Genomic DNA, 12198 nt, shown 5'->3' on the forward strand with positions numbered 1-12198 from the left:
ATCTACTTAGCCCCCTTCTTATCTTCTGGTGGCAAATCAGCCCCTTCCTTAAAGCGGTATGTTTTAGCGAGTATCTCCATACCTAAGGTGCCGTCATCAGTTTTTTTGATTACAAAGTCATGTAAGCTCACAATACGTGGCAATTTAGCGACACCACTGACAAACTGACCTAGCTCATGATACTCACCACTCACCGACATGCTGATTGGAAACTCAATATAAAAGTCCCTTTGTATCTCTTCACGCCAATCTAAGCTATCTATCCTCAAACCAGAGTCTGTTGCTACAAAAGTAATATCATCGACCAGTCCCGGCATCTCATTCTGTGAAGGTAACATTTTAAGAAGTTCCGCAAACTGAATCTCCATTATTGCAAGTTGCTCTCGATAGAGCTTCAAATTTGCTGCCAGTTGGTACTTAGACTTAAAGTCGTTCTTTAAGCTCACCTCGGCTCTCTGCTCTGTACTTAACTGGTCGATCGTATCCGAAATAAACAAAAAATAACTGGCGACAAAAATACAGACGGCTAGTAAAGCTGCAAATACAATTTTTACCAGTGGCGGCCAGCCACCTAAATTCTCAAAGTCAATATCATTAAACTGCTCCAGATCGAGGTTCATTTACTCGCTCCTTGTACTACTTCAGTTTGGTCTCGTTCTTTGATAGTTACTTTTAGACTAAATCGTTGTAACTGCCTCAGCTCTAGATTTTGAGCAACAATAGACTGCATATTTGGATTATGTAGCCACATTGAGGTTTTTACTTTTCTCATCATGTTAGCGACATTGTTATTCGATTCACTTCGCCCTTCAATCCACAACAGACTTCCCTTCTTCTCGATACTGGAAAGATAGATCCCAGGCGGTACAATCCTGACTAATTCATCCAGGACATGGGTAGGTAAGTTTCTTGATTGTTGCAGGTTCAAAATAATCTCGGTGCGCCGTTCGATATCTTTCTTTCTAGTTTTTATCTCTTTAATTTCGGCGATCTGTTTTTCTAAAAGGCTAATCTCAGATTGTAAGTAGGCATTCCTGGATTTTTGATTGTCTGTCATCATATCGACAAAACCAAGCGACAGATAAACTACGAGAGAGGACACCAAAAAAACCAAAGCCAAGATACCGATATAGTCTTTTTTCTGCTTCTCGCGCGCTTCTTCACGCCAAGGTAATAAGTTTATGTTCGCCATTGAGAATAACTCCTCAGCGCTAACCCACAAGCCACCATGTATTTACTGATATTAGGCTGTAATCTATTTTTCACATCATCCTCGGCATGTAAACACCCTTGAAACGGATCCGCTATGATGGTATGAACACCCAATTCATTAGTCAGCAGATTAGCCATACCCTCAAGTTTAGAAGTACCGCCGCATAATACAATATGATCGACTTTATCTTTACCGCTTGAAGTACAGTAAATTTGCAGTGTTCGCTTTATCTGCTGCAGTAATTGCGTTTGAAATGGTGATAGGACTTCAAACATGTAATTGCGAGGAAGATCTCCCTCAACTTTAGCTTTTTCGGCTTGCTCATGGGACATGCCATAAAATGAGAGTATCGACTGAGTAAATTGCTCACCACCGAATGCTTGCTCTCGAATAAAACTTGTTTCGCCATTTTCAACGACTGCGAAGGTGGTGATGTTTGCACCAATATCGACAAGTGCAACCACCTTATTGTCGACCTCACCAGGCAATTGAGCAGCAACAAGTTCAAATGAGCGGCCTAAAGCATAGCCTTCGATATCGACCACCTTAGTTTCTAAATTAATATTATCTAAAGCATCGACACGAGCATCGATATTTTCCGTGCGGCACGCGCTCAATAAGACATCGACTTTTGTGGGGTCAGTGCTATTCACACTCAAGGTTTCGAAGTCAATACTCACTTCATCTAGGGAATATGGAATGAGATTATCCGCCTCGATATCAATTTGAGCTTCCATCTCCTCTTCACTCAGGCTGGCATCCATATAAATGACTTTTGTCATCACTGCAGACCCTGATACAGCCACAGAAGCAAATTTAGCACCTTTAGGTAGGCTACGTTTAACTTGCCTCAATGACTCGGTAATTGCATCGTTATCTCTGATCTCGTGATCAGTCACTGCACCCTTTTTCACAGGCACTGCCGCATGGCTTACAATTTTATAACCGTCAGCCGTCTTGCTCAGCAGTATCGCCTTAACTTCGTGGGAGCCAACATCTATCCCAACCATCTGCGGAGCCTGACGCTTCCATAATTTCGAAAGCATAGTCAATTGTCACTTTTTTGTTATTGTTCAGGAATTAGATTAGCACAAAATCAACTCGTTATCGGTATTTGTACAGAATGTTTCTTGATTTTACAATTGCCATTTTTTTGACAACTATTTTTAACTTCACCATTGGGCTATCCCCTTATATACTGTTGTCCCTGCTATAAATATTGGAATTATCTGGTGAAGTGGTTTAAACGTATTGTTATCGCTCTTTTTAGTTTAACCCTATTAGGAATAGGCGCTATTGCTGGAGCATATTTCTATGTGTTGCCCGATCTTCCTGACGTAAATACACTGAAGACAGTAAAGCTACAGACGCCTTTACGCATCTACAGCAGTGACGGAAAACTGATCTCACAATTTGGCGAGAAAAGACGTATCCCTGTAGCCTTTGAGGATGTTCCGTCATTACTTATCGATGCTGTTTTAGACACTGAAGATGCCCGCTTTTTCGAACATCACGGCATAGATCCTATTGGTATCACTCGAGCAGCTATCATTCTGATAACCACAGGGAAGAAAAGCCAAGGAGCCAGTACTATCACACAACAGGTGGCACGCGGATTCTTCCTCTCTCGTGAAAAGACCTATATACGAAAAGTTAAAGAAATATTTCTAGCGATTAAAATAGAAAAAGCACTATCGAAAGAGCAAATTTTAGAGCTTTACTTGAACCGTTCTTTTTTAGGAAACCGTGCATATGGTGTAGGGGCAGCTGCACAAGTTTATTATGGTAAAGAGCTGGAAGAACTTAACTTACCAGAAATGGCCATGATAGCCGGTCTCCCTCAGGCACCATCAGCAGCGAATCCAATCCGAAACCCAAGTCGAGCAGTCGATCGACGCAATTGGGTATTGAGCCGTATGTTAGAGAAACAGAATATTACTCAAGCGCAATATTCTGATGCTATTCAAGCCCCCGTATCGGCAAAATATCATGGTGCAGAAATCAGCTTATATGCCCCCTATATTTCCGAAATGGCTAGAGATTATCTGGTAGATAAATTGGGTGAAGAAGAGGCATATACCGGTGGCTATAATGTCTACACCAGCATAGACTCCAAGCTTCAGTTAGACGCTCAGCATGCACTGAGGAATAACGTGTATTCCTACGATCAAAGACACGGCTACCGTGGTGCTACCGATGTTTTATGGACTGATACCCCACTCGAGACTTCCCATATACTCACACGACTAAAACAAACTCAGGCTTTCCAAGGCCTGATGCCCGCCGCGGTCATGAGTATCGAAGACCAGAGTGCATCCTTGCTTATCTCTTCAGGTGATACCATTCAAGTGGATTGGCAAGGTTTGAAATGGGCTCGAAAATTCATCAGCAATAAACGACAAGGAAAAGCGCCTAAAACGGCAGGGCAAGTGCTAAAAGTTGGCGAACAGGTCTGGTTACGCAATAACGGTGACTTCTGGCAGTTATCCCAGATACCCGTTGTATCCAGTGCCATAGTATCTCTCGACCCACATAATGGTGCGATACAAGCATTAGTTGGTGGCTTCAGTTTTCACACAAGTCAATATAACCGTGTCACCCAGGCAAAGCGTCAGTTAGGCTCGAATATTAAACCCTTCATTTACACGGCTGCAATTCAGAAAGGTTATACCCTCTCGACACTCATTAACAATGCACCTATCAATAATGCAGATACCAGACAAGGCACCGCATGGCGTCCTAAGAACTCACCAGATCGTTACACAGGACCGACTAGATTACGTGTAGGGCTAGCTCAATCCATCAACGTCATGTCAGTGAGAACCATGCGTTATGCTGGCCTCGACAAGGCTATTGATACCTTAGTCAAATTTGGTTTTACGCGTGAAGATATCCCTAGAAACGAGTCTATTGCACTGGGTTCGAACTCTGTCACACCTCTACAGGTCGTCACGGCTTTCTCCACTTTCGCTAATGGTGGCTATAAGGTCGAACCTTACTTTATAGAACGAATTGAAGACTCCTACGACAACGTGATTGAAGAATCAAATCCAACTTTAGCCTGCACACCTAATACAGAGACTCTAGCGCCTATTAGTGATGATCCCTTTGCCGCTATGGCTGAAGAGTTTAAGCAGGCAGAGCAGGTTACAGATAATGCAATTTGTGGTGGTCCTGATGCTCGTTACGCCGAGCATATAATCTCTGAACAAACCGCATTCTTGGTTACGGAAGCTTTGAAGAGTGTAATTTGGGGCGGCGGAAACTGGAGCAAGGGAACCGGTTGGAACGGTACAGCTTGGCGAGCGTCACGTGTGGTTAAACGACATGATATTGCTGGTAAAACAGGTACAACCAATGAATCAAGGGATACTTGGTTCAGTGGCTTCAATCCTAAACTGGCCACCACTGTATGGGTGGGGTTCGACGATCACAGTAAGGAGCTAGGTAGAACCAGCTGGGATGCCAATGGTGCAAAAGATCAGATCTCAGCCGCTGAAGCTGGAGCTAAAACGGCAGGGCCAGGTTGGAATGAGTTTATGAAGGATGCACTCGCCGGGACGCCCGAAGTCCCAACGACGCCTCCTAAAGGCATTATATCCGTCAGAATAGACCTTGCCACGGGAAAATTAACCAGAAAAACCGATTACACTAGTAAGTTCGAGTATTTTGTTTCTGGAACGGAGCCAAAAGAATTTGCCACTGAGACCAATGAATCAAACGATATATTCCTCGAGGATTCTACCGAAGAGCTATTCCAATAAACGGATGAATTAACTCTACACAGAATAAAAAGCGCTATGGAGTGAATACACTCAATAGCGCTTTTTTATGTTTTATATCTTACAAATTAGTGACTTATTTTTGACAAAAACGAAATATATTTTATTTTTCGTTTCGTATGCCTATTCATCCAGCTAATTTAGCCGCTAAGGCAGCGTTAACCTGTGGAAGTGATGTACCACCTAAAGCTTCTCTTTTAGCAAGACATGATTCGATGGTTAGACATTCATATACATCCTCAGTGATTATTGCCGAAAAAGCCTGAAGATCTTCTAATGCAAAATCCTCCAAAGGTTTTTTGTCCGCTATGGCTTTAACTACCACTTCGCCGACAACATGATGAGCCTCTCTGAATGGCATTCCCTTAGCAACTAAGTAATCGGCTAATTCGGTAGAGTTGGCATAGCCTTGTTGAGCCGCTCTTAAGGTACTTTCACGATTAACCTTAAGACCGCTCAATACGAGTGCCGCCATCTCGAGACAGATAGCCCAGCTATCCATAACATCAAACAGACCTTCCTTGTCTTCCTGCATATCCTTGTTATATGCCAATGGAAGTGCCTTCATAGTAGTAAGTATGCCAATCAGGCTGCCGTAAACACGGCCAGTCTTACCACGGATGAGCTCTAGTGCATCGGGATTTTTCTTTTGTGGCATCAGAGAGGAACCAGAGGTCACTTCATCATCTAAATCGATAAAACCCGCTTCGCCACTGTTGAAGAAAATAAGATCTTCAGCCATTCGACTAAGATGCATCATACTGATTGAAGCATCGCTGCAAATCTCAACCACATGATCTCTATCGGATACAGTATCTAAGCTGTTAAGGGTTGGAGAAGAAAATCCTAATGACTCGGCTAACTTATATCTATCCATGGGATATGCTGTACCGGCAAGCGCTCCAGTCCCCAAAGGACAGGTATCGGCCCGTTTGAGTGCATCTTCTAAACGGCTAATATCACGCTCAAACATCTCAACATAGGCTAGGCACCAGTGACCGAATACAATGGGCTGAGCACGCTGCAGATGAGTGTAACCCGGCATAACAGCATCGAGTTCTCTTTGGGCTAGTTCAAGAAGCGCTTGCCTCAACCCCCTTAGCAATACAAGCTGCTGTTGACCTTCCTTTTTGCACCATAATTTAAGATCCGTTGCCACCTGGTCGTTACGAGAGCGACCTGTATGTAACTTCTTCCCTAGATCCCCTACTTTAGCAATAAGTGATTGCTCGACGAAGCTATGAATATCTTCGGCACCCGATGCCAAAATCAGCTCAGGCTTATCTTCAACTTCGGTTAACAGATCTTTCAATGCCTGTTGTAACTGAGTGCACTCATTCTGAGTCAAGATGCCAACCTGAGTGATAGCATCAGCCCAAGCTATTGAGCCTATAATATCCTGTTCAATTAAACGGTAATCCACAGGCAGTGAATCATTGAATAACTTAAACAATGCGCTACTTTCTTGACTGAACCTTCCGCCCCATAATGCCATGCTGGTATCCTCATCTTTTACAAAAAAGGACGCCTAGCGCCCTTTATTTTAATTAAATAATCTGCTGTGGTTTACTGAGCTTTAAGCGCTCTGATACGACTAGAAAGCGAGTAGAGGCGAATAAAGCCCTCGGCATCTTTTTGGTTATACACATCATCAGCACCAAAGGTCGCAAACTCTTCAGAATATAAACTGTTAGGTGAGCGCTTCTTCACCACTTGAGCTTGCCCCTTATAGAGCTTAATGACGACTTCACCATTAACTAAGTTCGCTAACGGCACTGAAGCTGCTAGCAAGGACTCACAAAGAGGAGTAAACCAGCGGCCGTCATAAACCAGATGAGCCATCTGCGCGCCAACTTGCTCACGCCACTCACGGCTCGTCTTATCAAGAACCAGCTCTTCAATTGCGCGAAGTGCTGCAAACATCACAGTTCCACCAGGAGTCTCGTAACAACCACGAGACTTCATGCCGACCAGCCTGTTTTCTGTGATATCAATCCTACCAACACCATGTGCCCCTGCCACTTCATTTAATACCATAAGCGCTGCGTATGGAGAAAGTGATTCACCGTTAACTTTAGTGATCTTACCTTGCTCCAGCTCTAAAGTTAGGTATTCAGGAGCATTTGGCGCATCCTCAGGAGCGACAGTCATGGTCCAAACGCCTTTAGACGGCTCGTTCCACGGGTCTTCCAACTCGCCACCTTCGTGTGAAATATGCCAGGCATTGGCGTCACGACTGTAGATCTTGGTTGCAGAAGCGGTTGTTTCAATATTACGCTCGGCCAAATAGTCGAGTAGATCCTCACGGCTAACCATCTCCCACTCACGCCATGGAGCGATCACTTTGAGATCCGGCGCTAACGCGGCGAAGCAACCTTCGAAACGCACCTGATCGTTACCTTTACCAGTACAACCATGACAGACAGCATCTGCACCCACTTTACGTGCAACTTCCACCTGAGCTTTAGCAATAATAGGCCTAGCCATTGAAGTACCCAGTAAATAAGTACCTTCATAAATAGCGCCTGTGGCTATGGTTGGATAGATATAATCGGCAACAAGTTCTTCTTTAAGATCGACGATATAACACTCGGAAGCACCCGAAGCGATCGCCTTCTCATGGAGCCCTTCGAGTTCAGCATCTCCCTGACCCACATCAGCACAGAAGGCAATAATCTCGCAATTATCATAGGTCTCTTTAAGCCAAGGGATAATTGCCGAGGTATCTAGTCCGCCCGAATATGCCAGGACAACTTTTTTCACATCTGTTTTCTTTGTTTGGTTCGCCATCTTTATTTCCTAATTCTTAATACTGTCTCACCGAAACTTCGATGAGAGATAAATTTGTTATCTATTCTTACTGACCCAGCAAGGTCACGAGTACGGCATTTTGTGCATGCATACGATTTTCAGCTTGCTGTAAAATAAGTGAACCCTCACCATCGACCACCTCTGCACTAGCCTCAACTTCACGATATGCAGGCAAGCAATGCATGAAGAAGTTAGCGCCCGCTTTTTCCATCAGAGCAGCATTTACCTGATATGGATCGAACTTAGCTTTGATATCAGCCATATCGGTTTCGTCACCCATTGAGATCCAGGTGTCGGTGTATATAGCATCTTGTTCGCCAATCGCCTCAATGTCTGAGGTCAGCAACAGAGACCCACCATGCTTAGCCGCCAGCTCTTGCGCTTGTACCACGACTTCTCCATCAGGAAAATGACCGGGAGGACAAACGACGGTCATCTTAGCTCCGAGGATTGCAGCACCAAACATTAATGAATGGGTCACATTATTACCATCACCGACATAAGCGAGTTTTACTTGGCTAACATCGTCAAACTTCTCAGAAAGAGTGAGGAAATCGGCTAAGCCCTGGCAAGGGTGGTAGAGATCCGACAACGCATTAATCACAGGCACATTGCCATGCTCTGCTAGCCCTTCAATGGTCGAATGTAAAAAGGTTCTCGCCACAATCGCATCGGCCCAACATGAGATATTGGCAGCAAAATCGGATACCGGCTCACGCTTACCCAAAGCCCCATTTTGCTGATCCAGGTAGAGACAATGGCCTCCAAGTTTATTAATCCCGATATCGAAACTAACACGCGTTCTCAATGAAGGCTTCTCAAATAACATAACCACACTCTTTCCATCTAAGGCACGGCGATATTCAGCTGGATTAGCTTTAATTTTTTTCGCCAGAAACAGTAGGTTCTTCAGTTGCTCTTGAGTTAGATCTTTTATCGATAACAGGTGGTTCATTGTTCCTCTCCTCTGATTGGCTTCTTAATCCAATCCTTACGATTCTATTCAGTTAGCCGCATTACAGCTCACTCAAATTTGATAATAATTTAATAGTGAAAATCAGTTAGGCTGGATTTGTGTCCCCACTGGCTGACCATTTAACAGGGATAACAATTGCTCAGCACTTCTCCACGAAGCCACTTGTACTGGCTGGCCCATGAGTTCGGCAACTTCCAATGCGGCCTCGACCTTCACTTTCATGCCTTTCTCAATAACGCCTATATAGGTAAGTTCTGCTACCTGTGCCCTATTGAGACTCTTAATTAATTGGCCTTTACCATCGAGCACACCCGAGACATCGGACAATAGCACTAACTGACCGTCGACAAGTTTAGCCAACACGGTCGCCGCTTGATCTGCATTGACGTTGAGCTGCTGTCCACTTGCATCGATTGCAATCGAACTAACAATAGGTAACCAGCCCTGAGAGAGAATAAACTCGAGATAAGTCGCATTCTTAGGTGACACTTCACCGACAAAACCTAACCTTTGATCTTTAATCTTGGCCGTTACTATATTGCCATCGCCTAGGCTCATGCCGATAGCCGAAATACCGGCTTTTATGGCTGCTGCTTGTAACAATTTATTCGCGGTTCCGGCTAATGCCCCCACTATGACTGGCACTTGCTGTGCTGGAGTCACCCTTAGTCCGTCTAATTTTTCAGTTTCCATACCATTAGCCGTGAGCTGTTCATCAACTATACAACCGCCGCCATGTACCAAGATAAGCTTCTGCCCGCTGGCAATCATCTTAGCTGCGGTGTCCATCAGCCTATTCATGCCCATCTCACACTGCAGCAAGGCACCACCAACTTTAATCACTAATGTTTTATTACTCGTTGACATAGTTCTTTACTCGCCTAATGAAATTAGTATTTGAAATGAATCTTTATGCACTGATGGGCCTGACTAGCAGCACCTTTCATCAAATTATCAATTGCACTCGCCACCACCAGATAACCAGTCTGAGGATCGAACTTCCATCCCAGATGACAATTAGGTGTATTGACCACATCGTCCACTTTCGGAAATTGGTTGTTTTTCACAGTGACTAGAGGCGCGTTATCATAAAAGGAGTATGCCTTGGCAATATCGGCTTCAGTGGTGCCTTGAGCGAGCTGTACGGTAATTGTCGCGAGTATGCCACGCTTAAAATTACCTAAATGTGGAGTAAAGATGACTTCCTGACCTAGCTGAGTTGCAATTTCAGGCTGGTGCCTGTGGCCCAAAACACCATAGGGCGTTAGACTCACTTCGCAAAAACTGGTTTGAAGTTGTGCCTTTCTACCGGCTCCAGTGACACCGCTAACGGCATTAATCACAGGCAAAGTTCTGGTTAGCAAACTTGCTAATGGTTTTAAAGCGGTGAGAGATGCCGTTGGATAACACCCTGGGACGGCGATCATCTTACTGTCGGCTATCTCGGCACTATTCCACTCAGCCAGACCATAAACAGCATTAGATAACACTTCAGGATAGTCATGCTCAAACCCGTACCATTTAGGATAATTAGCCTTATCGGCAAACCTGTAGGCACCGCTTAGATCGAATACAGCCAGGCCTTGCTCATAAAACCAAGCCGCCAAGTGTAAGCTGACATTATGATCGGTCGCTAATACAACGGCATCAGCCTGATCAACAATAAGCTCTTTAGCATCTAGTGATAATGGAGATAGGTATAATGAGATATGACTATATACAGGATATAGCTCAGATAATAGTTTACCTTTATCTAAACTATTCTCAGAAACATACAGACCTTGAATAGTTAAGTTTACATCGGCATCAATAAGAGAGGTGATCTGTGCGCCCGTGTAACCACTAGCGCCGATAATAGCAATGCTTTTCATAATCTATGACTTCTTAATTTTTGAACGAGATAAAAGGAAAAAAGAGGGGGCACAACTTAAGCCCTGGTAGAAATACCAATGTTGACAAGTTTATCGTCGCAGGAAGTCTGTTGATGTGACCTTTTTGTTAATTTTAGTGTATGAAATTATCATTTTTACTCTCAATAAATAGCACTGTATTCTGGTACTCGCCTTAGCTGTTTGCTAGACTAGCACAGCCAATTATTTATGCAATATATTTGAATATATATTTGAATATATATTTTACAGGTGAGATATGACACAAATTCCAGATCTGAAAACGAGTTTTACTCAGCTCATCGCTACACCTTCGATTAGCGCTCTCGAAGCCGAACAAGATATGAGTAACCAAGGCGTGATCGATCTATTGCATACCTGGTTCGATGATTTAGGCTTTCAATGTAAGGTTCAATCCGTACCTAACTCTCGTAATAAGCATAACTTAATCGCTTCTTTTGGTACTGGTAGTGGTGGTCTTCTGCTCGCCGGTCACACAGACACTGTCCCCTTCGATGAAGGTCGTTGGAGCCAAGATCCATTTACCCTAACGGAGAAAGATAACCGCTGGTACGGTCTCGGAACATGCGATATGAAGGGATTCTTTGCCCTCATAATCGAAGCCTTAAAAGATATGCCCCTTGAAAAGTTCAAACGCCCTCTGCATATTCTGGCCAGTGCCGATGAAGAAACAACCATGAATGGGGCTAAAGCCTTTGCCGAGGCAAAGTCAATCTCCCCCGATTACGCCATTATCGGCGAGCCAACCAGCTTAAAACCCGTTTATATGCATAAAGGTCATCTGACCCAAGGGATCAGAGTTACAGGTCGTAGTGGCCACTCTTCAGATCCTGCGAAAGGCCTCAATGCCATAGAAATAATGCATCAAGTAATGGGGCAACTACTGAAGCTCAAACAACATCTAGCCGACAACTATCGTGAAGACGCATTTAGCGTACCTTATCCGACGATGAATTTTGGTCACGTACATGGCGGCGATGCGGCAAACCGTATTTGTGGCTGCTGTGATCTCCATATCGATATTCGTCCACTCCCAGGATTGGCACTTGAAGAACTCGAACAGTTAGTTCTTAATTACCTCGAACCTATCAGCAGCCAACATCCCGGTAGCATTCAGGTTGCCCCACTCTATCCAGGCTCAGAACCTTTCGCCGACAACGCAGAAAGTAGCTGGAGCAAACTAGTGGCAGAGCTATCTTCAAGCCAACCTGAAGTCGTTAACTACGCGACTGAAGCCCCCTATATTTCCAAACTGGGCTGCCAGACCTTGGTCTTAGGTCCTGGTAGCATCGAGCAGGCTCACCAACCCGATGAATTTCTTGATACTGCCTACTTGCAGCAAACCGTCGAACTGCTCAAGCAGCTCATTTATCACGCCTGCATTAAGTAGGCTCTCTTGCACATATGACTCAAGACTAAGTTGTTATTCCAATCTTGAGTGATATGGCACACATAAGCTCACAATATCTAAGCTATCTATGTTGACCTAAGCCGTTAACCCTAGGT

Annotated in this window: 10 protein-coding genes; 2 read left to right on the plus strand and 8 right to left on the minus strand. The window is 44.2% G+C overall.

Features of this window, described 5'->3' with window-relative positions:
* Positions 1-2 precede the first annotated feature (2 nt).
* From sps_RS26645 to sps_RS26655, 3 genes are read right to left on the minus strand one after another with little or no spacing between them, the layout of a single operon-like run.
* Positions 3-620: a type IV pilus inner membrane component PilO gene (locus sps_RS26645; RefSeq protein ID WP_077755267.1), complete on the minus strand. Its 618-nt coding sequence runs from the start codon at positions 618-620 to the stop codon at positions 3-5.
* Complete coding sequence (locus sps_RS26650) at positions 617-1192, minus strand: PilN domain-containing protein (protein ID WP_077755268.1); 576 nt, start codon at positions 1190-1192, stop codon at positions 617-619. Before sps_RS26650 ends, sps_RS26645 begins: the two co-directional genes overlap by 4 nt.
* Entirely contained in the window at positions 1180-2259 is a 1080-nt protein-coding gene (locus sps_RS26655; protein WP_077755269.1) for a pilus assembly protein PilM, read from the minus strand. The genes sps_RS26650 and sps_RS26655 overlap by 13 nt, the downstream gene beginning before the upstream one ends.
* A 186-nt stretch (positions 2260-2445) precedes the next feature.
* Here sps_RS26655 and sps_RS26660 point away from each other — a divergent pair, with 186 nt between their 5' ends.
* A complete protein-coding gene (locus sps_RS26660; protein ID WP_077755270.1) occupies positions 2446-4977 on the plus strand; it encodes a penicillin-binding protein 1A in 2532 nt (843 codons plus the stop codon).
* 145 nt (positions 4978-5122) lie between these two features.
* Here sps_RS26660 and argH read toward each other — a convergent pair whose 3' ends face one another.
* The 5 genes from argH to argC all read right to left on the minus strand — a co-directional run bounded on the left by argH (position 5123) and on the right by argC (position 10653).
* Positions 5123-6490, minus strand: coding sequence for an argininosuccinate lyase (gene argH / locus sps_RS26665; protein WP_077755271.1), 1368 nt, complete (start codon positions 6488-6490; stop codon positions 5123-5125).
* A gap of 71 nt (positions 6491-6561) precedes the next feature.
* Entirely contained in the window at positions 6562-7785 is a 1224-nt protein-coding gene (locus sps_RS26670) for an argininosuccinate synthase (protein WP_077755272.1), read from the minus strand.
* Positions 7786-7852: 67 nt separating this feature from the next.
* A complete protein-coding gene (locus sps_RS26675) occupies positions 7853-8761 on the minus strand; it encodes an ornithine carbamoyltransferase (protein ID WP_077755273.1) in 909 nt (302 codons plus the stop codon).
* 102 nt (positions 8762-8863) lie between these two features.
* Positions 8864-9649, minus strand: a complete 786-nt coding sequence (gene argB, locus sps_RS26680) for an acetylglutamate kinase (protein ID WP_077755274.1) — start codon at positions 9647-9649, stop codon at positions 8864-8866.
* Between the two features lie 23 nt (positions 9650-9672).
* The gene (gene argC / locus sps_RS26685; protein ID WP_077755275.1) at positions 9673-10653 is read right to left on the minus strand and encodes an N-acetyl-gamma-glutamyl-phosphate reductase; all 981 of its coding nucleotides are present in this window, start codon (positions 10651-10653) and stop codon (positions 9673-9675) included.
* Positions 10654-10930: 277 nt separating this feature from the next.
* Here argC and argE point away from each other — a divergent pair, with 277 nt between their 5' ends.
* Positions 10931-12082, plus strand: coding sequence for an acetylornithine deacetylase (argE, locus tag sps_RS26690; RefSeq protein ID WP_077755276.1), 1152 nt, complete (start codon positions 10931-10933; stop codon positions 12080-12082).
* The last annotated feature ends 116 nt before the right edge of the window (positions 12083-12198 follow it).

It is taken from the genome of Shewanella psychrophila (assembly GCF_002005305.1).
GTDB lineage: Bacteria > Pseudomonadota > Gammaproteobacteria > Enterobacterales > Shewanellaceae > Shewanella > Shewanella psychrophila.

Excerpts from the sequence above, each read along its gene's own strand:
- sps_RS26645 (WP_077755267.1), bottom strand. The coding sequence starts at position 620 with ATGAACCTCGATCTGGAGCAGTTTAATGATATTGACTTTGAGAATTTA.
- sps_RS26650 (WP_077755268.1), bottom strand. The coding sequence starts at position 1,192 with ATGGCGAACATAAACTTATTACCTTGGCGTGAAGAAGCGCGCGAGAAG.
- sps_RS26655 (WP_077755269.1), bottom strand. The coding sequence starts at position 2,259 with ATGCTTTCGAAATTATGGAAGCGTCAGGCTCCGCAGATGGTTGGGATA.
- argH (WP_077755271.1), bottom strand. The coding sequence starts at position 6,490 with ATGGCATTATGGGGCGGAAGGTTCAGTCAAGAAAGTAGCGCATTGTTT.
- sps_RS26670 (WP_077755272.1), bottom strand. The coding sequence starts at position 7,785 with ATGGCGAACCAAACAAAGAAAACAGATGTGAAAAAAGTTGTCCTGGCA.
- sps_RS26675 (WP_077755273.1), bottom strand. The coding sequence starts at position 8,761 with ATGAACCACCTGTTATCGATAAAAGATCTAACTCAAGAGCAACTGAAG.
- argB (WP_077755274.1), bottom strand. The coding sequence starts at position 9,649 with ATGTCAACGAGTAATAAAACATTAGTGATTAAAGTTGGTGGTGCCTTG.
- argC (WP_077755275.1), bottom strand. The coding sequence starts at position 10,653 with ATGAAAAGCATTGCTATTATCGGCGCTAGTGGTTACACGGGCGCACAG.
- argE (WP_077755276.1), top strand. The coding sequence starts at position 10,931 with ATGACACAAATTCCAGATCTGAAAACGAGTTTTACTCAGCTCATCGCT.